The organism is Janthinobacterium sp. GW822-FHT07A03, assembly GCF_058798815.1.
Window position 1 is genome coordinate 527,068 of the sequence record NZ_JBXAKW010000004.1, and the last position, 22,490, is coordinate 549,557.

The 22,490-nt window shown below is 63.4% G+C and carries 19 protein-coding genes; 6 read left to right on the forward strand and 13 right to left on the reverse strand.

What is annotated here, in order from left to right; all coding sequences use genetic code 11:
• Positions 1–2 precede the first annotated feature (2 nt).
• The 6 genes from hydA to aptA form a co-directional block, all read right to left on the reverse strand.
• Positions 3–1,394, reverse strand: a complete 1,392-nt coding sequence (gene hydA / locus AC1RJW_RS14655; protein ID WP_493045546.1) for a dihydropyrimidinase — start codon at positions 1,392–1,394, stop codon at positions 3–5.
• Between the two features lie 25 nt (positions 1,395–1,419).
• A complete protein-coding gene (locus AC1RJW_RS14660) occupies positions 1,420–2,904 on the reverse strand; it encodes an NCS1 family nucleobase:cation symporter-1 (protein WP_493045547.1) in 1,485 nt (494 codons plus the stop codon).
• A gap of 109 nt (positions 2,905–3,013) precedes the next feature.
• Entirely contained in the window at positions 3,014–4,294 is a 1,281-nt protein-coding gene (gene preA / locus AC1RJW_RS14665; RefSeq protein WP_493045548.1) for an NAD-dependent dihydropyrimidine dehydrogenase subunit PreA, read from the reverse strand.
• Positions 4,294–5,661 carry an NAD(P)-dependent oxidoreductase gene (locus AC1RJW_RS14670; protein WP_493045549.1) on the reverse strand — a complete coding sequence of 456 codons (1,368 nt, stop codon included), beginning with the start codon at positions 5,659–5,661 and terminating at the stop codon, positions 4,294–4,296. Before AC1RJW_RS14670 ends, preA begins: the two co-directional genes overlap by 1 nt.
• Positions 5,662–5,707: 46 nt before the next feature.
• On the reverse strand, positions 5,708–7,210 hold the full coding sequence (locus AC1RJW_RS14675) for a CoA-acylating methylmalonate-semialdehyde dehydrogenase (protein WP_493045550.1): 1,503 nt from the start codon (positions 7,208–7,210) through the stop codon (positions 5,708–5,710).
• A gap of 8 nt (positions 7,211–7,218) precedes the next feature.
• Positions 7,219–8,535, reverse strand: a complete 1,317-nt coding sequence (aptA, locus tag AC1RJW_RS14680) for an omega-aminotransferase AptA (RefSeq protein ID WP_493045551.1) — start codon at positions 8,533–8,535, stop codon at positions 7,219–7,221.
• A gap of 198 nt (positions 8,536–8,733) precedes the next feature.
• Here aptA and AC1RJW_RS14685 point away from each other — a divergent pair, with 198 nt between their 5' ends.
• Both AC1RJW_RS14685 and AC1RJW_RS14690 read left to right on the forward strand, forming a co-directional pair.
• Complete coding sequence (locus tag AC1RJW_RS14685) at positions 8,734–10,191, forward strand: aminotransferase-like domain-containing protein (RefSeq protein ID WP_493045552.1); 1,458 nt, start codon at positions 8,734–8,736, stop codon at positions 10,189–10,191.
• Positions 10,192–10,201: 10 nt separating this feature from the next.
• On the forward strand, positions 10,202–10,900 hold the full coding sequence (locus AC1RJW_RS14690; protein WP_493045553.1) for a TetR/AcrR family transcriptional regulator: 699 nt from the start codon (positions 10,202–10,204) through the stop codon (positions 10,898–10,900).
• A 13-nt stretch (positions 10,901–10,913) separates the two neighbouring features.
• Here the strand turns inward: AC1RJW_RS14690 and AC1RJW_RS14695 are convergent, their stop codons facing one another.
• Entirely contained in the window at positions 10,914–11,849 is a 936-nt protein-coding gene (locus tag AC1RJW_RS14695) for a choice-of-anchor A family protein (protein ID WP_493045554.1), read from the reverse strand.
• A 310-nt stretch (positions 11,850–12,159) separates the two neighbouring features.
• Between AC1RJW_RS14695 and AC1RJW_RS14700 the strand changes: the two genes are divergently transcribed.
• The 4 genes from AC1RJW_RS14700 (at position 12,160) to AC1RJW_RS14715 (ending at position 14,812) form a co-directional block, all read left to right on the forward strand.
• Positions 12,160–12,642: a hypothetical protein gene (locus AC1RJW_RS14700; protein WP_070219311.1), complete on the forward strand. Its 483-nt coding sequence runs from the start codon at positions 12,160–12,162 to the stop codon at positions 12,640–12,642.
• A 142-nt stretch (positions 12,643–12,784) separates the two neighbouring features.
• Positions 12,785–13,054 carry a hypothetical protein gene (locus tag AC1RJW_RS14705; protein ID WP_493045555.1) on the forward strand — a complete coding sequence of 90 codons (270 nt, stop codon included), beginning with the start codon at positions 12,785–12,787 and terminating at the stop codon, positions 13,052–13,054.
• A 160-nt stretch (positions 13,055–13,214) separates the two neighbouring features.
• The gene (locus AC1RJW_RS14710; protein WP_493045556.1) at positions 13,215–13,637 is read left to right on the forward strand and encodes a VOC family protein; all 423 of its coding nucleotides are present in this window, start codon (positions 13,215–13,217) and stop codon (positions 13,635–13,637) included.
• An 11-nt stretch (positions 13,638–13,648) separates the two neighbouring features.
• Positions 13,649–14,812, forward strand: a complete 1,164-nt coding sequence (locus AC1RJW_RS14715; protein ID WP_493045557.1) for a dipeptidase — start codon at positions 13,649–13,651, stop codon at positions 14,810–14,812.
• A 1-nt stretch (position 14,813) separates the two neighbouring features.
• Here AC1RJW_RS14715 and AC1RJW_RS14720 read toward each other — a convergent pair whose 3' ends face one another.
• From AC1RJW_RS14720 to AC1RJW_RS14745, 6 genes are all read right to left on the reverse strand, one after another.
• On the reverse strand, positions 14,814–16,025 hold the full coding sequence (locus AC1RJW_RS14720) for a nucleoside deaminase (RefSeq protein WP_493045558.1): 1,212 nt from the start codon (positions 16,023–16,025) through the stop codon (positions 14,814–14,816).
• Positions 16,026–16,032: 7 nt separating this feature from the next.
• A complete protein-coding gene (locus tag AC1RJW_RS14725) occupies positions 16,033–16,443 on the reverse strand; it encodes a cytidine deaminase (protein ID WP_493045559.1) in 411 nt (136 codons plus the stop codon).
• 82 nt (positions 16,444–16,525) lie between these two features.
• A complete protein-coding gene (gene deoA, locus AC1RJW_RS14730) occupies positions 16,526–17,848 on the reverse strand; it encodes a thymidine phosphorylase (RefSeq protein ID WP_493045560.1) in 1,323 nt (440 codons plus the stop codon).
• Between the two features lie 75 nt (positions 17,849–17,923).
• The gene (locus AC1RJW_RS14735) at positions 17,924–20,305 is read right to left on the reverse strand and encodes an aldehyde dehydrogenase family protein (RefSeq protein ID WP_493045561.1); all 2,382 of its coding nucleotides are present in this window, start codon (positions 20,303–20,305) and stop codon (positions 17,924–17,926) included.
• A 12-nt stretch (positions 20,306–20,317) separates the two neighbouring features.
• On the reverse strand, positions 20,318–21,277 hold the full coding sequence (gene deoC / locus AC1RJW_RS14740; RefSeq protein WP_034785577.1) for a deoxyribose-phosphate aldolase: 960 nt from the start codon (positions 21,275–21,277) through the stop codon (positions 20,318–20,320).
• Positions 21,274–22,467, reverse strand: coding sequence for a phosphopentomutase (locus tag AC1RJW_RS14745; protein ID WP_070219353.1), 1,194 nt, complete (start codon positions 22,465–22,467; stop codon positions 21,274–21,276). The genes deoC and AC1RJW_RS14745 overlap by 4 nt, the downstream gene beginning before the upstream one ends.
• Positions 22,468–22,490 lie beyond the last annotated feature (23 nt).

Here is a 22,490-nt window from a genome sequence, read left to right on the forward strand (position 1 = left end):
CCTTATACGGTCGTGGCGGCAAACGCGGGACGCTCGATATAGCGCCCCGCCCCTTCGACGGCCGTCAGTTCGCCCTGGTGGAACACCACCTTGCCGGCGGCAATCGTGGTGCGGGGAATGCCGCGCACGGTGCGCCCTTCGAAGACATTGAAGCCTCCCTTGGCGAACTGGGTGGCGGCGGAAATGGTGCGCGTGCCTTGCGGGTCCCACAGCACGATGTCGGCATCGCTGCCAACGGCGATGACGCCCTTGCGCGGATACATATTGAATATCTGCGCCGCATTGGTCGATGACACCTTGACGAATTCGGAGGGGGTGAGCATGCCGGAATTGACGCCTGCATCCCACACCACGGCCATGCGTTCCTCAACGCCGCCGCAGCCGTTCGGGATGCGCGTAAAGTCCTGCTTGCCGGCCGCCTTCTGCTCGGCGCAAAAGGTGCAGTGGTCGGTGGCCGTCGTGTGCAGGTTGCCGCTTTGCAGGCCGTGCCACAAAGCCGATTGATGGTGCTTGCCGCGGAACGGCGGGCTCATGACGTGGCCCGCCACGTAGTCGAAATCGTCGCTCTGGTAGACGCTGTCGTCGATCACCAGGTGGCCCGCCAGCGCTTCGCCATACACGCGCTGGCCGTTGGCGCGCGCGCGCGTGATGGCGTCGAGCGACTCCGCGCACGAGACGTGCACGATGTACACGGGGGTATTCAAAACGTTGGCGATCGCGATGGCGCGGTTGGCCGCCTCCGCTTCCACGGCCGGTGGGCGCGACAGCGGGTGCGCCTGCGGCCCCGTGATGCCTTTTTTGAGCAAGGCTTGCTGCAACTGGAAAACCAGCTCGCCATTCTCCGCATGCACGGTGGGCAGCGCCCCCAGCTCCAGCGAGCGGGTAAAGCTTTTCACCAGGGTTTCATCGTCGGCCATGATGGCGTTTTTATAGGCCATGAAGTGCTTGAAGCTGTTCACGCCATGCTCGCGCACGAGGGTGCCCATCTCTTCATGTACCTGTTCGCTCCACCAGGTGATCGCCACGTGGAAGGTGTAATCGCCGGCCGCCTTGGCCGACCACTCGCGCCACTGATGATAGGCCTCGATCAGCGACTGCTTCGGCGCGGGGATGACGAAGTCCATGATGGTGGTGGTGCCGCCCGCCAGTCCCGCCGCCGTGCCCGTGAAAAAATCGTCGGCCGTCACGGTGCCCATGAAAGGGAGGTTCATGTGCGTGTGGGTGTCTATCCCGCCCGGCATCACGTACAGGCCGCCCGCGTCGATCACGGTGGCGCCGGCCGGCAGCGCCAGGTTCTCGCCGACGGCGGCAATCGTGTCGCCCTCGATCAGCACATCGGCGCGAAACGCGCGGTCGGCGTTGACGACGGTACCGCCACGTATCAGTGTAGTCATCTTGTCTCCTTTTTATTCGCAACGATCAGGATTGCGGCGCTTGCCGCACCTGCGCCGCCACCTTGCCCTTCATCATGACGCCATAGACGACGGCGGCGATGGCCACGCCCACGAACCAGGCGTAGGTATAGATGGTTTTGAAGCCTTCGCCCACGCCGGGAAACGCCGTGGGAAAGGCCGCGTTCAAAAAACCCGGGATATTCGGCAGCACGGCGATGACAAAGGCGATCAGCGCCGCCATGTTCCAGCCATTGCCATACGAGTAGACGCCGTCGTCACGGTACAACTGCCTGACGTCGAGCTGCGTCTTGCGCACAAAGTAATAGTCGACGATGAGGATGCCGGCGATGGGACCCAACAGGGCCGAGTAGCCGATCAGCCACGTGAAGATATAGCCTTGCGTCGACTCGAGCACCTTCCACGGCATCATGACGATGGCGATGAAGGCCGTGATGTAGCCGCCCATCTTGTATGAAATCTGCTTCGGCGCCAGCGAGGAAAAGTCATACGCCGGCCCCACCAGGTTGGCCGCCAGGTTGACGCTGACCGTGTCGATCAGGAGGATGATCAAGGCGATCAGCACGGCGGCGCCCGTCATGCGGCTGGCCAGGTCGACGGGGTCCCAGATGGCCTTGCCGTACATGACGACCGAACCGGCAGTGACGATCACGGCCAGCATGGCCAGCAAGCCCATGGGCACGGGCAAGCCGACCGACTGGCCCACGATCTGGTCGCGCTGGGTCTTGGCAAAGCGCGTGAAGTCGGGAATGTTCAAGGCCAAGGTGGCCCAGAACCCCACCATGGCGGTGAGCGATGGCCAAAAGACGCTCCAGAACTGGCCCGCCTTTTTACCGCCGGCGATGAATTGCGACGGCTGGTCCAGCAGGCTGGCCACGCCGCCGGCCTTGCTGTGCACCCAGTACAGCAGCACGAAGCAGATCAGGATTTTCAGCGGCGCCGTGTAGGTTTCGAGCTTGCGGATCGATTCCATGCCGTGCAGGATGTAATAGAACTGGATGGCCCAGAAGGCCAGGAAGCACAGCAGCTGGCTGCCGTTGATGCCCAGGCCCGCGATCTTCTCGCCGCCCAGTTCATGGCCCATCAGCACGCCCATCAGCGTGTAGATCATCTGCCCGCCGAACCAGGTCTGGATGCCGTACCAGCCGCAGGCGACGATGGCGCGCATCAATGCCGGCAGGCGCGCGCCCATGGTGCCGAACGAGGCGCGCGCCAGCACGGCATACGGGATGCCGTACTTGGTGCCCGCATGGCCGATCAGCAGCATGGGCAAGAGCACGATGGCGTTGGCGAGAAAGACCGTGAGCACGGCCTGGTAACCGGACATGCCGCTGTCGATCAGGCTGGCCGACAGGGTGTAGGCGGGAATGCACATCACCATGCCCACCCACAGCGCGGCGAAGTGATACCAGCGCCAGGTGCGCTGCGCCGCCGTGGTGGGCGCCAGGTCTTCATTCCAGAGTTGCGTGTTGCCTGAATAGTCGTGGTTCACAGGTTTGCTCCATCGGTTGGGAGGTTGGGCGTTTTAAAAACGGCTGCGGCCTAGCTTACTGCAAAGTTGGGCAACTGTTTATAAAATATACGTACGCAAAAAACGTGCCCTATACCGACTCCGCCAATGCCCGGGGGTTGCGCGGATCCTGCGTCCAGTTCATGTACGGCTTGCCCGTAACTTGCGGCACCATCGTGATGCAGCCCTGCACCGGACAGGTGATTTCGCACAGGTTGCAGCCCACACATTCCTCCTTGATCACTTCATACGTGCGCGTGCCGGCGGCGTCGATCAGCTGCGCAATCGACTGGTGCGACGTGTCTTCGCAAGCCACGTAGCACTTGCCGCATTTGATGCAGTCGTCCTGGTTGATCTGCGCGATGACCTGGTAATTCATGTCCAGGTATTTCCAGTCCGTCGTGTTGGCCACGGCCTTGCCGGAAAAATCGCTGATGCGTACATAGCCCTTCTCGTCCATCCAGCGCGACAAACCATCCTTCATTTCTTTGACGATGCGAAAACCGTGCAGCATGGCGGCCGTGCACACCTGCACGCAGCCGGCGCCCAGGGCGATGAATTCGGCCGCGTCGCGCCAGTTGCCGATGCCGCCGATGCCGGAAATGGGCAAGCCGCGCGTCTGCGGATCGCGCGCGATTTCCGCCACCATGTTCAGGGCGATGGGTTTCACGGCGGACCCGCAATAGCCGCCGTGCGTGCTGGCGCCGCCCACGATGGGCAAGGCCACCATGCGGTCCAGGTCCAGCGAGGTGATCGAATTGATGGTGTTGATCAGCGAGACGGCGTCCGCGCCGCCCGCCTTGGCCGCGCGCGCCGGCATGCGCACGTCCGTGATGTTGGGCGTGAGCTTGACGATGACGGGCAGTCGGCTGTGTTTCTTGCACCAGGCGGTCACCATCTGCACATACTCGGGCACCTGGCCCACTGCCGCGCCCATGCCCCGCTCCGGCATGCCGTGCGGGCAGCCGAAATTGAGCTCGATGCCGTCCGCGCCCGTCGCCTCCACTTTCGGCAAAATATCAGCCCAGTAGTGCTCTTCGCACGGGAGCATCAGGGAGACGATCATGGCGCGGTCCGGCCAGTCCTTTTTCACCTGCGTGATTTCGCGCAGGTTGATCTCCAGTGAACGGTCGGTGATCAGTTCGATATTATTGAAACCGACCACTTCGCGGTTCTTGCCATACAGGGCGGAATAGCGCGATGAGACGTTGACAGCGGCCGGGTCTTCACCGAGCGTCTTCCACACGACGCCGCCCCACCCCGCCTCGAAGGCGCGCACCACGTTGTAGGCCTTGTCGGTCGGCGGTGCGGATGCCAGCCAGAAGGGATTCGGCGCCTTGATGCCGCAAAATTCGATGCTGAGATCAGCCATTATGCAGCCTCCACTTTATTCAACAAATCGGAATGGATGGCCAGTGCGGCCAGCTTGCCATGCTGGACGGCCTGCACCGTCAAGTCCTGCCCCGGCGCCACGCAGTCGCCGCCCGCATAGATCCCCGGCAGCACCGTGCGAAAGAGCGCATCGACGGCGATCTTGTCGCCTTCGCGCTGCAACAAGGATGCCATCGGGTCATGCAGCATCTGCGTATCAAGGCTCTGGCCGATGGCCTTGAAGATGGCGTCAGCCGCCACATCGAAGGTTTCACCCGTCCCCGCCAGACGTGAACCCTGCATCTGCGTCTTCTCAAAGCGCATGCCCGCCACCTTGCCTGCTGCATCGAGCAGCACCTGCTGCGGCTGGGCCCACGTCAGCATGCGCACTTGGTTAGCCTTGGCGATCTCCTGTTCATGGTGGGTGGCCGTCATGGCGTCGAAACCGCGCCGGTAGACCAAGGTGACTTCCTCGGCACCCAGACGCTGAATCTGCACGGCCATGTCGATGGCCGTATTGCCGGCGCCAATCACGATCGCCCGTTTCGGCACGGGCAGCGCGGCCAGGTCGTCCGCCTGGCGCAGCGCGGCGATGTAATCGACGGCGGCCAGCAAGCCCGGCGCATCCTCGCCCGTCAAGCCCAGCTTGCGGCTGGCGCCCAGGCCCAGGCCGAGGAACACAGCGTCGTACTGCGCGTGCAAATCGCGCAGCTGCAGGTTCTCGCCCAGCGCCTGGCGACATCGGATCTCGATGCCGCCGATGCCCAGTAAAAATTCAACTTCCTTCTGCGCGAAATCGTCCGTCAGCTTGTACTTGGCGATGCCGTATTCATTCAGGCCGCCCGCCTTGTCCTCTTTTTCAAAGATCACCACGTCGTGGCCCAGCATGGCCAGGCGGTGTGCGCACGACAGGCCGCTAGGGCCCGCGCCGACGATGGCGATAGTCTTGCCCGTGCTTGCCGCCCGTTTGAACGGGTGGCTGGCAAAGTGCATATGGTCGACGGCATAGCGCTGCAAGAGGCCGATCTTGACGGGCTGGCCTTCGGCGTCGTGGTTGCGCACGCAGACGTCTTCGCACAGAATTTCCGTGGGACAGACGCGGGCGCAGCTGCCGCCCAGGATGTTCTGTTTCAAGATGCCAGCGGCGGCGCCGTTGATGTTCTTGTCGTGGATATTGCGGATGAAGCTGGCCACGTCGATTTCCGACGGACAGATACGGCTGCACGGCGCGTCGTAGCAATACAGGCAGCGGGCGCTTTCGATGGCGGCCTGGCGCGCCGTCAGGGGCGGCGCCAGGTCCGTGAAGTGGCCCGCCAATTCCTCGTTGGGCAGGGCGGGATGCGGTAAATAACTCAAGGACTCGATCATCGCGTATTCCTCTTTTTATGTGCGGCCAATTTGTCGTCTGAAACCCTTACTTCATCTGGGGAAAAGCAAATTCCACACCAGCGCTTGCCGTGTTCGGCCAGCGCTGCATCACGGCCTTGTGGCGCGTGTAGAAGCGCACGCCTTCGGGTCCATAGGCATGGTGGTCGCCGAACATGCTGCGCTTCCAGCCACCGAAACTGTTGAAGGCCATCGGCACGGGCAAGGGGATGTTGACGCCCACCATGCCGACCTGGATCTGGCGCACGAATTCGCGCGCCACGCCGCCGTCGCGCGTGTAGATGGCCACGCCGTTGCCATACTCGTTGGCGTTGATCAGCTCCACTGCCTGCACCACGTCAGGACACCGCAGCACGCATAGCACGGGGCCAAAAATCTCTTCCTTGTAGATGCTCATGTCGCGCGTGACATGGTCAAATAAAGTACCGCCGACGAAGAAGCCGTTCTCGCGGCCAGGCACCACGTGGTTGCGGCCATCGACCACCAAAGTCGCGCCCTGCTCCACGCCGGAGGCGATGAGTTTTTCGATCCGCTGCTTGGCGGCCAGCGACACGACCGGTCCCATTTCCGCACCATCTTCCATACCGTCGCGCACTTTCAGTGCGGTCGTGCGCGTTGCCAGTGCATCGATCAGCTTGTCGCCCGCGTCGCCCACGGCCACCACGACGGAGATGGCCATGCAGCGCTCGCCCGCCGAACCGTAGGCCGCGCCGATCAGCGCATCGACCGTCATCTCCATGTCCGCATCCGGCATCACCACCATGTGGTTTTTCGCGCCGCCCAAAGCCTGCACGCGCTTGCCGCTGGCGCTGCCGCGCGCATAGATGTATTCCGCGATCGGCGTCGAGCCGACAAAGCTGATCGCCTGCACCACGGGGTGGTCAAGCAAGGCATCAACCGTCACTTTATCTCCCTGCACCACGTTGAAGACGCCGTCGGGCAAACCCGCTTCTTTCAGCAGTTTCGCGTGCAGCAGGGAGGCGGACGGATCGCGCTCGGACGGTTTCAAGACGAAGGTATTGCCGCAGGCGATGGCGACGGGGAACATCCACATCGGCACCATCACGGGAAAATTGAATGGCGTGATGCCGGCCACCACGCCCAGCGCCTGGCGCATGGACCAGGCATCGATGCCGCGCGAAATCTGGTCCGTGAATTCACCCTTCAGCAATTGCGGTATGCCGACGGCAAACTCCACCATCTCGATACCGCGCGCCACTTCGCCCTGGGCATCGGCAAAGGTCTTGCCATGCTCGCGCGTGAGCATGGCGGCAAATTCGTCCGTGTGCTGCTGGCACAGCTGCAGGTAGCGGAACAGCACGCGGGCACGCGTCAGGGGCGGCGTAGCCGACCACGAGGGAAAGGCGGCGGCGGCCGCCTGCACGGCCGCGTCGACGTCTTCCACGGTGCCCAGCACCACCCTGGCGACGGGTTCACCCAAGGCCGGGTTGTAGACGTCACCGTAGCGGCCACTATTCGTGTCGACTGTGGCGCCGTTGATGTAGTGGGTGATGGTGTCGAGATCGTTCATGGTATTCCTTAGTCGAGATTTTTGAGTACCTTGGCCAGCTTGCCAAACAGCTCGTCGACATGCTGTTTTTCCAGCACCAGCGGCGGCGACAGGGCGATGATGTCACCTGTCGTGCGTATCAGCACGCCGTCGGCGAAGGCCTGCTTGAAGGCGTTGAAGGCGCGCGTGCCGGGTTTGCCGGCGATGGGATCGAGTTCGATGCCGGCGATCAGGCCGATGCTGCGCAGGTCGATCACGTGCGGCAGGCCCTTGAGCGAATGCACGGCGTCGCTCCAATACGCCTGCATCGATTTAGCGTGGCCCAGGATGTCCTGTTCCTCGAAAACCTGCAGAGTCGCCAGCGAGGCGGCGCAGGCCAGCGGGTGGCCGGAATACGTGTAGCCGTGGAACAGTTCGATGCCGGGCGGGGCATCCATGAAGGCGTCGTGGATATACTTTTTGCTGAACACGGCGCCCATGGGCACCATGCCATTGGTCAGGCCCTTGGCCGTCGTCATCAGGTCCGGCTCGACGTCGAAATAGTCGGCCGCGAACGGCGTCGTCATGCGGCCGAAACCCGTGATGACTTCATCGAAGATGAGCAGGATGCCGTGCTTGGTGCACAGCTCGCGCAAGCGCTTCAGATAGCCTTTCGGCGGAATCAATACGCCCGTGGAGCCGGCCACCGGTTCGACGATGACGGCGGCGATCGTCGAGGCGTCGTGCAGGGCGACGATACGTTCCAGCTCGTCGGCCAGGTGGGTGCCGTATTCGGGCTCGCCCACCGTATAGGCGTTCTGGTTCAGGTTATGCGTGTGCGGCAGGTGGTCGACGCCCGGCAGCAGGGGCCCGAAGGTCTTGCGGTTGCCGCCGATGCCGCCCACGGAAATGCCGCCGAAGCCCACGCCGTGGTAACCGCGTTCGCGGCCGATCAGGCGGGTGCGTGCGCCCTCGCCGCGCGCCCGGTGGTAGGCCAGCGCGATCTTCAACGCCGTGTCCACGGCCTCGGAGCCGGAATTCGTATAGAACACGTGGCCAAATTTATGCCCCGTGTAATCCATCAGTTTTTCCGCCAGATCGAAGGCGGCCGGATGGCCCATCTGGAAGGTGGGGGCGAAGTCGAGCTGGCCCACCATGTCGCGGATGGCGCCGACGATTTTCGGCTGCGCATGGCCGCACGGCACGCACCACAGGCCCGCCGTGCCATCGAGGATGGCGTTGCCATCGACGTCCTTGTAGTACATGCCTTCGGCCGACACCAGCAGGCGCGGATGGGCCTTGAAATCGCGGTTGTTCGTAAACGGCATCCAGAATGCCGACATCGACTCCGGCCTTGTTTCGTTCATGACCTTCTCCTTGGGATGGGCTGGCGCGGGGCCAGGATCGTTTTTGACGAAGCGTAAAATAATTTACCAGTTGGCAAAAAGCTGATGTAATAATAGACAGGCCATCCCCAATGGCACAGATACACAAACGGCAAAGTATCCCAACCGTACAGGTCGAAAAACCACTACAGTTTTGTGCAAGGCAGCAAAGGAGCCACCGTGAAGCACAGCGACAGCACAGACGATGCCCCCGAGCAAGCCAGCGGCTGGCCCGTGCTCGACATCGACCGCCAGAAAAAGGGCGGCCTCGTCGAGCAGATCGTCATCGCCATCAGCGTCATGGTGGGCAGCCGCGCGCTGCGCATCGGCACGCGCATGCCTTCCGTGCGCCAGTTCGCCCGCTGCAATGGCGTATCGACGTTTACCGTCGTCGAGTCGTACGACCGCCTGGTCAATCTCGGCTTGCTGTCGTCGCGGCGCGGTTCCGGCTATTTCGTCGCGCGCCACGATATCGCCGCCTCGCCGCAATTGGCTGTGCATGCGAGCCCCACCGCCATCGACGCCCTCACGCCGGACCTGTATTCGGGCGTGTCCGACGCGCTGCCCGTGGGCGCGGGCTGGCTGCCGCCCGAGATGTATGGCGAAGCGACCGTGCTCGACGCCGTGCGCCAGGCCATGCGCATTCCCGCCAGCCGCCTGCGCGGCTATGGCCACCCTCTCGGCTTTCCCTCGCTGCGCCAGCACCTGGCAACCAGCCTGTCGGAAGAGCTGTTTCAGGTCGAGCCGGACCAGGTCTTGCTGACGCACGGCGCCACGCATGCCTTCGACTTGATCCTGCGCAGCCTGACCAAGCCGGGCGACACGGTGCTGGTGGAAGACCCCGGCTACAGCAACCTGCAGTCGCTGATCCGCCACCACGGCTGCATCCCTGTCGGCATTGCACGCGGCGAGGCGGGTCTCGACCTCGATGCGCTGGCCAGCGAGGCCGCACGCACGCAGCCGAAGCTGATGTTCGTCAACACGGTGCTGCAAAATCCGCTGGGTACCTCGCTGAGCCAGGCGCAGGCGCATCGCCTGCTGGCGCTGGCCGAGCAATTCGATTTCTGGCTGGTGGAAGACGATATCTACCGCGAACTGGCGGCGCGCGGCGAAGCGTCGCTGGCGGCGATGGACGGCTTGCGCCGCGTGATCCGCGTGGGCAGTTTTTCCAAGACCCTCTCGCCCGTGCTGCGCGTGGGATCGATTTGCGCCTCGCCTCCGCTGGTGGCAGAACTGGTGCGCGTCAAAATGCTGGCGGGACTGACGACGTCGGAAATCAACGAGCGCGCCGTCTACCACGCCATCTCCGCGCGGCCCTACAAGCGCATGGTTGAACGGCTGGTGGCGCAGCTTGATGCGGCCCGTGAGCGCAGCATCGACTGCCTGGCGCAGGCGGGCATGGCGCCCGTGGCGCGGCCCCGCGGCGGCATGTTCGTCAGTGCCGGCTGGCCCGACGTGCAAACGCCGGAATGGAATGGCAAGATCATCGCCGACATGGCCTTGAAGGCGGGCATCCTGCTGTCGCCGAACGAATTTTTCATGCTGCGCGCGCCCGAGACGGTATGGTTCCGCTTCAACGTGGCCTACACCGATACCCCCGTGCTGCAGGCCTTCCTGCAATCGATCCGCCCACGCTAAAGAACCCGCCATGGCCAGCGACAAATCCCCTGCCCTTCCCGTGAAAAATGCCGGCGGCCGGCGTTTGCAAAACCGCGACCGCCTGGAAGCGGACATCCTGGAGCAAGCCGTGCGCGCGTTCGCCGAATGCGGCTATGAGGGCGCGTCGATCGCCACCATCGCCGAGCGGGCCGGCCTGTCGAAGCAAAACCTGATGTATTACTTCCCGTCCAAGCAGCTGCTGTACCAGCGCGTGCTCGACGACGTGCTCGACGACTGGCTGGCGCGCATGGACATGCTGGCCAATGAACACGACGAGCCGCGCGACGTGCTGCGCGCGTATATCGGCGCCAAGCTGCGTTTTTCGCGCGAACAGCCATGGGCCTCGCGCGTGTATGCGCTGGAAGTGATCAATGGCGCGCCCCTGTACGGCGCGCAGATACGCGACCGGGTCGTTCCCCTGCTGCGCAAGGATATCGCCGTTTTCGAAGCGTGGATCGCCGCCGGCCGGATCGCGCCCGTCAACGCCACGCATCTGATGTTCGCCATCTGGGCCATGACCCAATCGTATGCGGATTTTTCGGCACAGATGGCCCTGGTGCTGGAACGCAAGCAGCTCACGCGCAGGGATTACGAGGATGCCGAAATCCTGATTGCGCACATGGTGCTGGCGGCGGTGTCCATGCCGCCGGCAGGCGAAAAAAAACCGCCTCGACAGGCGGTTTCCTGAACGGCGCGAACGCTTACGCTGCCGTCCTGCTCTTGCGGCGGCGCGCCATGAAACCGATCATGCCCAGGCCTGCCAGCAGCATCGCATAGGTTTCCGGTTCCGGCACGGCCGACACATAACCAGCCACATTGGTGGCGTTGAAATAATGGTTGGCGTTGACCTGGATGTTCGAGGCCCAGTTCCCCACCACCACGCTGCCGTTGATCTGGCCATTGCCGCCGGCCAGGGTCGCCAGCGGCGCCAGGACGCTGCCGTACAGGCCTACGCCGTTCAAGGTGATGGTTTTCGCTTCATAGAAGTTGTACAGCACGTTGTATTTGCTGAAATCGCCGTAGCCGCCGGACAGGTTCACATTCGTGCCGCTGATATTGAGGATCAGGGTGTCGTTCGTGTGCAAGTTGCTGAACTTGAAGTTGTTCACAGAGCCCAGCGCCGCGGAAGTCAGGTCGAACACTTGCACACTGCCCGTGCCGCCCTTCAGGGTCATGCCGCCATAGGCTACCGAACTGCTGCCCGTCGCTGCCACGTTGGCCAGCGAGGTCGAGGTGTTTTTCAGCTGCGCCGACGTCGCGGCGAACGACACGGGCGACGTCGTGGTCTTGCTTGCCGTGTTCAGGCCCACGCTGCTCGTCGTCGTGCTGCCGCCTACATAATAATTGCCGTTCTTGATCGAGCCGGAGCTGTAGTTCAGGTTGCCACCAACGACCAGCGCATAACCGGTGTTGCCATGTGTGACGTAGGCATCCTTGTTCTTGTCATTGACCGAATAGTTCGATGCCGTCAAGTTACCGGCAACCAGCACGCCGCCTTCGACATCGCTGCCGGACGCGCTGAAGTTATTCAGGGAATACAAATTGGCGCCACCGATGCCCAAATCGACCACACCGGCTTGCGCGGCGCCGGCGGCAAACACGGTCGACAAAACGAGAACGAATGATGATTTAGGCATGATTGACATTTTATTTCCAAAAAGAAAATTAACTTGACGCCAGAATATCATATCCGTCGTGTTTGACATGTCGCAAGCCAACAACTTTTATAACAATAATGAAAACATAGTTGCACAATGAGAATCATTCTCCTGACGCTGCCCGGAGAATGTCCCAGCCATCTTCATGACGCTTTGATCAGACGGGCAAACAGCCGTCTGTTCTGCACTTTCAATATTGCTTAGAAGCGCAGCCAACTTGGTGATACGATCGCGGCAGCGCCAGACCGGGCCTGCCCACAAAGTATGAAATCATAAGGATGAAGCACGCATGAAACGATTGTCCCTAGGCGCACTGATGCTGGCATATGCCTGCGGCGCGCAAGCCGATGTGTTTAACATGATCGACAACCAGCCGCTCAGCGAAACCTGGCTCAACGCGGGCTTTTATTCGTATCACTTTCAGCGCGACAAGAACCTGAACGACAGCAATCCGGGCCTGGGCGCCGAATACCGCTTTTCCACGGTCGCGTCGGTCACGGCCGGCCGCTTCTACAATAGCGACCGCGCCTACTCGAACTACCTGGGCGTGTACTACCAGCCCATCAAGGTGGGCCCGCTGCGCATCGGCGCCGTCGTCGGCGGCTTCAGCGGCTATCCGAAGATGCGCGATGGCGGCTGGTTCCCGGCCCTGGTCCCCACCATCAGCTATGAATACCAGCGCGTGGGCGTGAATATCGCCATCGTGCCTTCCTACAAGGACCGCCTGTATGGCGCCCTCAGTTTCCAGCTGAAACTGAAGGTATTCGAATAACAGCTTGTCCCGGCCTGTCGCCGTTCGGTCCGCCATTCCTGCCATTCGTCGCATACACAATGCCCGGCAGCAAGGATTTGCCTATAGTGGACTCATCGCCAGCATGCATACGGCAGCGGCACCCACACGACAGGAGAACGGCATGAAAGACATCAATTCGGCACCGGGCAGCACTTCCTTCAGCGCTTTCTGGAACGAACTGTGCGCTTACACGCGCCAGGGCATGGCCGCCTTGCGCGCCATGTCCTGGCCCATGTTGCTGGCATGCTGCCTGGGCCTGGCGTTCCTGATCACCATCTTGCCGCTGGCCATCATGCTGTTTGCCCTCGTCATGCTGCTGAGATGGGCGAGCAACAGCGACGACACGGGCACGGACACCAAGACGGCGAACTCTTCGCAGTCACCGCAATAAAAATTTGCGTCGTGGCAAGAGTGCAATGATGGTTCTATGGCAGTATGGATGCAGGCGGCACTGACGGGCATCAAAACCATCCAGATGGATGGCTTTGATGCGGAACGCCACGCAATATCCATGATCGAAGCTACTCCCCTTCAGCCATAGGAGTTTTCTGATGACCACGACAGCAAAAGCCACAATAGCTACGACCATTCCCTGCCTGCGCTACCGCGACGCGCCCGCCGCCATCGAATGGCTGTGCAAGGCGCTCGGTTTTGAAAAACAATTGATCGTGCCTGACGGTAACGGTGGCGTCGCCCATGCGCAACTGAGTTTTGGCAACGGCATGGTCATGGTGGCGCCCGCCCTCGACAGCGACTACGGCCGCCTGATGAAACTGCCAAGCGACCTCGGTGGCGCCAACACGCAAAGCTGCTACCTGGTCGTCAGCGATGCCGATGCCGTCTACCGCAGCGCGCGCGAAGCCGGCGCCGAGATCGTGCTCGACATCAAGGATGAAGATTACGGCGGAAGGGGCTTTACCTGCCGCGACCCGGAAGGCCACATCTGGAGCCTGGGCACCTACGATCCATGGTAAAACGGAGAACAATGATTATCAGCACCCTCACCGCCGCCAGCCTTGCGCTGATCGGCGGTTTCCTGTCCGCTCCCGTCCTTGTCGACGAGCACCTCAACCGCATTCATCCCCCGTCCGGCAAGGCGCCGTCGGCAGCCACAGTGGCCCTGCACCAGAGCCTGTGGATTGCCGACCTGCACGCAGACAGCCTGCTGTGGCAACGCGACCTGAACCGCGACAGCCAGCGCGGCCACGTCGACTTTCCCCGCCTGCAGCGGGCCAACGTGGCGCTGCAAGCCTTTTCCGTCGTCACCAAGACGCCGCGCAAGATGAATATCGAGCGCAACGGCAGCGACACGGACAACATCACGGCCCTGGTGGTGGCGCAAGGCTTGCCGTCCGCCACTTGGAACAGCCTGCTGGCGCGCGCCAGCTACCAGGCCGACGAGCTGCGCCAGCAAGCGGAAAAAAGCCATGGCAAGGTGCGCGTCATTGGCAGCCGCGCCCAGCTGCGCAGCTTCATTGCCGCGCGCGAAAAAGACCCCGCCCTGCTGGCCGGCTGGCTGACACTGGAAGGCGCGCATGCGCTCGAAGGGAAACTGGACAATCTCGACACCCTGTACCGGTCCGGCTACCGCATGGCCGCGCCCACGCATTTCTTCGACACGGAACTGTCCGGCTCCCAGCACGGCCTGAAGAAAGGCGGCCTGACGCCGCTGGGCCGGCAATGGCTGCGCGCCATGGAGCAGCGCAAGATGATCGTCGACCTGGCGCACGCCTCGCCGGCCACCATTGACGACGTGCTGACGTTGGCGAAACGCCCCGTGATGGTATCGCACACGGGCGTGCGCGGCACCTGCGCCAACGGGCGCAACCTCAGTGACAGTCAATTGAAGCGCATCGCCGCCCAGGGCGGCCTGGTGGGTATCGGCTTCTGGAATACGGCCGTCTGCGGCAAGGACGTGGCCTCCATCGCGCGCGCCATCAAGTACACGGTCAAGCTGATCGGCGCCGAACACGTGGCCTATGGCTCGGACTTCGACGGCGCCGTCACCACGGCCATCGACGCGGCGGGCTTGCCGCGACTGACGCAGGCGCTGCTGGACGCGGGCCTGTCAGAAGCGCAGATCCGCCGCGTCGCCGGCGAGAACGTGCGCGACTTCTTGCTGAAAAACCTGCCCGACGATGACGCCTAGACTAGCCTAGCGCCCGGACCAGGGCCTGGTCCGCCACCTGGCGCGGCCGGATGCGTATCAGCTTGCGGTACAGCGGCGGCATCGTCCCGCACAGCGCCAGCAGCGCGTCTTGCGCCATGGCCGGACGCACGTACTGGAATTGCGCAGGATTATTCTCCGGCAGCGCCCCTTCCATGGTGGAGCCGTAGGCGCCCAGGGTCATGAAACTGGCGGCGCTGTCGTCCGGGCCGATGGCCAGCACGAAGGTACCGTGCTTGGGGTGGCCCAGGTAGCTTTTGATTTCTTCCCGCAGCGCCGGCGCCGCATTCGCCATCAATTCATAGCGCAGCTGCGCGTACTGGCGCGTGCATTCCATGAACGGCGTGCGGATGGCTGATTGCGCCAATCTTCCCGGCATGCACAGCAGCAGGTTGCCGAAGGAATCGAGCAAGGCGGCCGCATCGCCATGGCCGCCATCGCGCAGGTCCTGCTCCATGGCCGCCTGCAGGAATGGCGCCAGGCCCGCATCGGGCGCGTGCGGGTCGCAACGGTAAGTCAGGGCGTCGGGATAGCGGCGCCGCAAGGCGCGCACCACCGCATGCTCGGGCGGCAAGGCGGCGGGATCGCGCAGGGGCACGTCGTCGCCGGCGTTCAGCAGCTGCATCACCTGCGCCGATGTCGCTTCGAACACGAGCGAACACAGTGCCTGCGTCGCCTCGTGGATACTCTTGCCGATGAAAAAAGATTTGGGCGCGGCGCCGGACGGGGCACGCGCATACTCAGTGGCGCCGCGCACGGCCGGATAGCAAAAACTGCGGCCCGCCTGCGCCTGCAGCGGCGCCGGCAAGGCCGTAAACGTGGCGCTGCCATCGTAATTGATGCCCGCCTTGACGTCGGGCGCGGCGACCACCACGTTGAAACCGGCCGCCAGGATGGCGCCCGTGCACATGCAGCAGGGATCGAGCGAAGTGACGATGGTCAGTTCGCCCGGCGGCGGCAGGGGCGCGCCCTTGGCGCGCTCGGCGAAATACCAGTCCACCAGTTGGCGCTCGCCATGCGCGGTGGGATCGAACACCAGGCCCTGGCGCACGACGTTGTTGTGCATCGATTGCAGCACGTTGCCGGCGCCATCGAGCAGCACGCCGCCCACGCCAAAGGTACCCTGCGTCTTGGCTGCCATGGCTTCGGCCGCGGCGATGGCCACTGCGGCCTGGATGTCGATCGTCTTGTTCAAACCAGCCCTATGGTTTCATGTCCAGGTCGGAATTGCCGAAGCCGTGCGGCAGCAGCCAGCCCGCCGTCACTTCCATGACGTCGTTCTTCAGGTTCGTCAGGATCACGGGCAGGTCGGCGCCGCCCATCTCGAAGATCACCTGGCGGCAGGCGCCGCATGGCGAGATGGGTTCGGCCGTGTCGCCCGTGACGGCCAGCTTGGCGAAGTCGCCCGGTTTGCAGCCATGCGCGATGGCGCTGAAAAACGCCGTGCGCTCGGCGCAGTTGCACAGGCCATACGCGGCGTTTTCCACGTTACAGCCGCGGAAGACGCGGCCATCCTTGCACAGCAATGCCGCGCCCACCTTGAAACGCGAGTACGGCGCGTAGGCCAGTTCGCGGCCGGCGTTGGCTTCGGCGATCAGTTCTTGGTTGTTCATTTGATTATCTATCTGTAAAACTCGCGAAAGGCCGGGGTCAGACCCTCAGGGTCTGACCCCAGATTTTGCTTCTAGGGTTAAGTTATGGACGAATGGTACGATAAATCACCGGATTGCCCGCCAGCGCCACGGCGCTGATGGCATACGCATCCTGGATTTCCTTGACGGCTTGCTGCGCCGCCGCTTCCGTGCGCGCGTGCACCATGGCCAGCGGCTGGCCAACGGCCACCTGCTCGCCCAGGCCCACGAGGTCCGTCAGGCCGACGGCGAAATCGATGCTGTCACTCGGACGACGGCGGCCACCGCCCAATGCCACCACGGCCAGGCCGATGGCGCGGCAATCGCGCACGTTGGCAAAGCCGGCGGACAGCGCCGGCGCCGGCACGATGAACGGCGCCTGCTCCAGATGCTTGTCCGGGTTCTCGACCAGGTCAGCCGGGCCACCCAAGGCCGACACCATGCGCGCGAAGCGCTCGGCCGCTTCGCCCGAATCGAGGGAGGCGATCAGCTTCACGCGCGCTTCCGCTTCAGTGGCGGCCAGGCCGCCCAGCACCAGCATCTCGGCGCACAGCGCCAGGGTGACTTCATGCAGGCGCGCGGGACGCGAACGGCCCGTCAGGTAATCCATGGCGCCGCGCACTTCCAGCGCATTGCCGGCGTATGGCGCCAGCGACTCGTTCATGTCCGTCAGAATCGCCGACGTCTGCATGCCCGCGCCATTGCCCACGGCGACGATGCTCTCGGCCAGTTCCACCGACTTGTCGTAGGTCGGCATGAAGGCACCCGTGCCCACTTTCACGTCCATCACCAGCGCGTCCAACCCGGCCGACAGTTTCTTCGACAGGATGGAGCCGGTGATCATGGCCACCGATTCCACCGTGGCGGTGACGTCGCGGATGCTGTAGAAACGCTTGTCGGCCGGCGCCAGCTGCGCCGTCTGGCCGATGATGGCCACGCCAACTTCCTTGACGACTTTGCGGAACAGCTCATTGTCCGGCACCGTGCAATAGCCTGGAATGGCGTCGAACTTGTCCAGGGTGCCGCCCGTGTGGCCCAGGCCGCGGCCCGAGATCATCGGCACGTAGCCGCCGCACGCGGCGACCATGGGGCCCAGCAGCAGGGAGACCACGTCGCCCACGCCGCCCGTCGAATGCTTGTCGACGATGGGGCCCGGCAGGTTCAGCGAACGCCAGTCCAGCACCTGGCCGGAATCGCGCATGGCCAGGGTGAACGCCACGCGCTCGTCCATGCTCATGTCATTGAAATAGACGGCCATGCCCAGCGCCGCGATCTGACCTTCGCTGACGCTGCCATCAGTGATGCCACGCACGAAAAACTGGATTTCCTCGGCGCTCAGGACGCCCTTGTCGCGCTTCTTGCGGATGATTTCCTGGGTTAAAAACATGAATTAACTCCGATCATAATAGACTGGGGTCAGTCCCTACGGTTCTGACCCCAGCTTTGCAACTCCAGTTGTCAATCAGACGCCGTAAGGAATCCACACGTTTTTCACTTGCGACGCATGCGCCAGCACGGCACGGCCGCCGCTTTGCGCGGCGCTGTACCAGTCACGGCCCTTGGCGCCGCCGACCCAGGTGCGCTTCAGGGTGCCGGCCGACAGGCGCTCGACTTCCGCGCAACCGTCGGCGGAACCGTCATGGCGCCAGACGGCGTCGATGTCGGCGTGCGTGGCCAGGGTGCGCGCCAGCTCATCGGCGTTGCCGCTGATGATGTTGACGACGCCGCCCGGCAGGTCGGACGTGTCGAAGACCTGGTACAGGTCCAGCGCGGAGAGCGGATGCGCTTCCGATGGCACCACCACCACGCGGTTGCCCAGCGCGATGGCCGGCGCCACCAGCGAGATGAAGCCGAGCAAAGGCGCTTCATTCGGGCAGACGATGCCGATCACGCCGACCGCTTCGTTCAGCGCCACGGTGATGCCCTTCGTCGGCGGCTGGTGCGCCAGGCCGTCGTACTTGTCGGCCCAGGCGGCGTAGTAGAACAGGCGTTCGATCGATGCCTGCACTTCCTTCTCCGGATTTTTACTGCCCGTCATGGCGGCGATGCGGGCGGCGAATTCGTCGGCGCGCGCAGCCAGGTTTTCAGCGATGTAGTACAGCACTTGCGCGCGGTTGTGCGCCGTGGCGCTGGTCCAGCCGGACGCCTTGTGCGCCGCTTCGACGGCGTTGCGGATGTCCTTGCGGCTGCCCACGCCCACTTCGGCCAGCAAGGCGCCATTCGCGCCGAATACGGGCGCGCTGTAGGCGCTGTCAGGGCGCGCCTGCTTGCCGCCGACGTACATCTTGGCCGTACGGTCGATGGCGAACAGGTCGGCTGCCGCCGGCTTCACGTTGGTCTTGGCTTTCGGTTCCACCACCGGCAGGGCCGGGCGCGCATCTTCGGCCAGGGCCGTCATGTATTCCAGCATGCCTTCGCGGCCACCTTCACGGCCGAAGCCCGATTCGCGGTAGCCGCCGAAGCCGCAGGCCGCATCGAACTGGTTGGCGCTGTTGATCCACACCACGCCAGCCTTGATGGCGGGCGCGATATCGAGGGCCAGGCTGATCGACTCGGTCCACACGCTGGCAGCCAGGCCGTACACCGTGTTGTTCGCCAGCTGCACCGCTTCAGGCGGCGTGCGGAAGCTCATCGCCACCAGCACGGGGCCGAAGATTTCAGCCTGCGCCACGGCGGCCGAAGTCGACGCGCCCGTGATCAGGGTGGGCGGGAACCAGGAACCGTCAGCCGGCAGCTCGCACGCCGGTTGCCATACGTCGCAGCCTTCGGCACGGGCCGAATCGACGAGCGCGGCGATGCGCTGGCGCTGCACGGGGTCGACCAGCGCGCCCACGTCCATCGATTTGTCCAGGGGCGAACCGAGGCGCAGGTTTTCCATGCGGGCGCGCACCTTGTTCAGGAAGCGCTCCTGGACCGATTCCTGCACCAGCAGGCGCGAACCGGCGCAGCACACCTGCCCCTGGTTGAACCAGATCGAATCGACCAGGCCTTCCACGGCGCCGTCCAGGTCCGCGTCTTCGAAGACGATGAACGGCGACTTGCCGCCCAATTCGAGGGACAGCTTCTTGCCGCTGCCGGCCGTCGCTTCACGAATGAGGCGGCCCACTTCGGTGGAACCGGTAAACGCGATCTTGTCGACGCCAGGATGGTTGACGATGGCCGAGCCCACTCTCCCGTCGCCGGTGACGATGTTGACCACGCCGGCCGGCACGCCCGCCTGCACGCACAATTCGGCGAACAGCATGGCGGTCAGCGACGTGAATTCGGCCGGCTTGAAGACGACCGTGTTACCGGCCGCCAGGGCCGGGGCGATTTTCCACGACAGCATCAGCAGGGGAAAATTCCACGGCACGATCTGGCCCACCACGCCCACGGCGCGGTAGTCGGCGAATTCTTCCGACTGCAGCTGCGCCCAGCCGGCGTGATGGTAGAAGTGGCGCGCGGCCAGCGGCAGGTCGATATCGCGCGTTTCGCGGATGGTCTTGCCGTTGTCCAGGGTTTCGAGCACGGCGAACAGGCGCGAATGCTTTTGCAGCAAGCGGGCCAGCGCGTACATGACCTTGGCGCGGCCATGGCCGCCCATGCCTTGCCATACGGGCAGCGCGCGGCGCGCCGCTTCCACGGCGCGCTCCACGTCAGCGTCACTCGCTTGCGTCAGTTCGGCCAGCTGCGTGCCGTCGGCAGGATTGGTCGAGGCAAACAGTTCGGCCGGCTCGCTCCAGGCGTTGTCGATGAACAGGCCGAACTTGCGCTGATGGCCGTCGAGCCACGCTTGCGCTTCTTTTTGACTTTCGGGAGCAGGGCCGTAGTCCATAGTAGTGAGAATCTCGTTAATTGTTGGCATGACGATTGTTCTTTAAGGTTGTGCGTGACGATGATTGGCCGAGTAGCTGCCGGTGACGTAGTGCTCGAGCTGGCGCTCGATGTCGGTCAGCAGGCTGGAAGCGCCGATGCGGAACAGGTGCGGCTGCAGCCATTCATTGCCCAGTTCTTCCTTCATCAGGGTCAGGTATTGCAGCGCGCTCTTGGCCGAGCTGACGCCGCCGGCCGGCTTGAAGCCCACCTGGAAGCCCGTCTGCTCATGGTATTCGCGGATCGTGCGCACCATCGTCAGGGCCACGGGAATGGTGGCGTTCACGCCCTCTTTGCCGGTGGAGGTCTTGATGAAATCGGCGCCCGCCATCATGCACACCCACGACGCCTTGGCCACGTTTTCCATGGTCAGCAAGTCGCCCGTGGCGAGAATCGCCTTCACGTGCGCTTCGCCGCACGCCTTGCGGTAGGCCAGCATTTCGTCGTACAGCACTTGCCAGTTGCCGTTCAGGACGTGCTGGCGCGTGATGACGATATCGATCTCGGAAGCACCCGCGGCGACCGACAGTTCGATTTCGCGCAGCTTCGTTTCCATGCTCGTCAGGCCGGCCGGGAAACCCGTCGATACGGCGGCGATGGGCAGGCGACCCTGGATGACTTTCACGGCAGGCTGAATCATCTCGTGGTACACGCATACGGCGCCGGTGCTCAGCTGCGTCAGCCCCAGCGCGTCCATCAGGTCGGCGCGCAGCGGGCGCATGGCCTTCATGCACAGGCGTTCCACGCGGCCCGGCGTATCATCGCCGCCCAGGGTGGTCAGGTCGATCATCTGGATGGCTTTCACCAGCCAGGCGGCCTGGTATTCCTTTTTCACCGTACGGCGGTTCGCCAGGCTGGCCGCGCGGCGATCCGTCGCGGCGCGGTTGACGCGGATCTGGTTGATCCAGCCCAGGTCGAGGCCGACGGCCTCGTTACGCTTGAATTCGGGGTGCATGAGTGTCATAACAAGCTGGTTCCATTAGCAAGTGGTGGTACGCCAAGGTGCTTGGCGAGGGTTTGGCCAATATCGGAGAAGGTCTCGGAAATACCCAGCGCGCGCGGGGCGACGCCGGGGCCGAAGAAGATCATCGGAATGTGTTCGCGGGTGTGGTCGGAGCCGTGCCAGGTCGGGTCGCAGCCATGGTCGGCGGTGATCACGACCAGGTCGCCTTCCTTCAGCTTGGCCATGAATTCCGGCAGGCGCGCATCCATTTCGCGCAGCGCATCGGCATAGCCCTCGACGTTGCGGCGGTGGCCGAACGCCTGGTCGAAATCGACGAAGTTCACGAAGGTGAGCGACTTGTCCTGCACTTCATCGGCCGTCTTCAACAGCGCTTCGAACAGCGCCATGTTGTCGACGCCCTTCACGACTCTGGAAATGCCCTGGGTGGCGAAAATATCGCTGATCTTGCCCAGGCCGACGACTTCGCCGCCCGCATCCTTGACGTGGTCGAGCAGGGTCTTGCTTGGCGGCGCCACCGCATAGTCGTGGCGGTTGGACGTGCGCGTGTAGTTGCCATTGCTGCCAGTAAACGGGCGGGCGATGACGCGGCCGATGTTGTACGGCTCGACCAGCTTGAAGGCCATTTCGCACACTTCGTACAGGCGCTCGAGGCCGAACGATTCTTCGTGCGCGGCGATCTGCATCACCGAGTCGCCCGAGGTATAGATAATCAGCTTGCCAGTGGCGACGTGCTCGTCGCCATGCTTGTTGATGATGTCCGTGCCGGAGGCATGGCAGTCGCCGAGGAAGCCCGGCACGCCGGACAGGGCTTTCAGTTTGTCGGTCAGGTCGGCGGGGAACGACGGCGTGGTGCGGGGAAAATATCCCCAGTCGAATTCGACGGGCACGCCGGCGATTTCCCAGTGGCCGCTCTGCGTGTCCTTGCCGGTGGAGCGCTCGCGCGCCGCGCCGTAGGCACCAGTAAAACCGTCGCGCTGGTCGAAGCCCGTGGCCCATTCGCCGCTGGCCAGGTGCGCCGCGGCGCCCAGTCCCAGGCGTTCCATGTTAGGGAGTTTCAAGGTCTTGCCGCTTTTGGCGACAGTGCTGGCAATGTGGCCAAAGGTATTGGCACCTGCGTCGCCATACTTGGCGGCGTCTGGCGTCGCGCCAAGGCCGAAGGAATCAAGCAGGAGGATAAATGCGCGTGACATGATAAGGCTCGCTTTATGGAATG

Bases quoted from the DNA above. Each gene is read 5' to 3' on its own strand.
- hydA (WP_493045546.1), bottom strand. From the start codon at position 1,394: ATGACTACACTGATACGTGGCGGTACCGTCGTCAACGCCGACCGCGCG.
- preA (WP_493045548.1), bottom strand. From the start codon at position 4,294: ATGGCTGATCTCAGCATCGAATTTTGCGGCATCAAGGCGCCGAATCCC.
- AC1RJW_RS14670 (WP_493045549.1), bottom strand. From the start codon at position 5,661: ATGATCGAGTCCTTGAGTTATTTACCGCATCCCGCCCTGCCCAACGAG.
- AC1RJW_RS14675 (WP_493045550.1), bottom strand. From the start codon at position 7,210: ATGAACGATCTCGACACCATCACCCACTACATCAACGGCGCCACAGTC.
- aptA (WP_493045551.1), bottom strand. From the start codon at position 8,535: ATGAACGAAACAAGGCCGGAGTCGATGTCGGCATTCTGGATGCCGTTT.
- AC1RJW_RS14690 (WP_493045553.1), top strand. From the start codon at position 10,202: ATGGCCAGCGACAAATCCCCTGCCCTTCCCGTGAAAAATGCCGGCGGC.
- AC1RJW_RS14695 (WP_493045554.1), bottom strand. From the start codon at position 11,849: ATGCCTAAATCATCATTCGTTCTCGTTTTGTCGACCGTGTTTGCCGCC.
- AC1RJW_RS14700 (WP_070219311.1), top strand. From the start codon at position 12,160: ATGAAACGATTGTCCCTAGGCGCACTGATGCTGGCATATGCCTGCGGC.
- AC1RJW_RS14705 (WP_493045555.1), top strand. From the start codon at position 12,785: ATGAAAGACATCAATTCGGCACCGGGCAGCACTTCCTTCAGCGCTTTC.
- AC1RJW_RS14710 (WP_493045556.1), top strand. From the start codon at position 13,215: ATGACCACGACAGCAAAAGCCACAATAGCTACGACCATTCCCTGCCTG.
- AC1RJW_RS14715 (WP_493045557.1), top strand. From the start codon at position 13,649: ATGATTATCAGCACCCTCACCGCCGCCAGCCTTGCGCTGATCGGCGGT.
- AC1RJW_RS14725 (WP_493045559.1), bottom strand. From the start codon at position 16,443: ATGAACAACCAAGAACTGATCGCCGAAGCCAACGCCGGCCGCGAACTG.
- deoA (WP_493045560.1), bottom strand. From the start codon at position 17,848: ATGTTTTTAACCCAGGAAATCATCCGCAAGAAGCGCGACAAGGGCGTC.
- AC1RJW_RS14735 (WP_493045561.1), bottom strand. From the start codon at position 20,305: ATGCCAACAATTAACGAGATTCTCACTACTATGGACTACGGCCCTGCT.
- deoC (WP_034785577.1), bottom strand. From the start codon at position 21,277: ATGACACTCATGCACCCCGAATTCAAGCGTAACGAGGCCGTCGGCCTC.
- AC1RJW_RS14745 (WP_070219353.1), bottom strand. From the start codon at position 22,467: ATGTCACGCGCATTTATCCTCCTGCTTGATTCCTTCGGCCTTGGCGCG.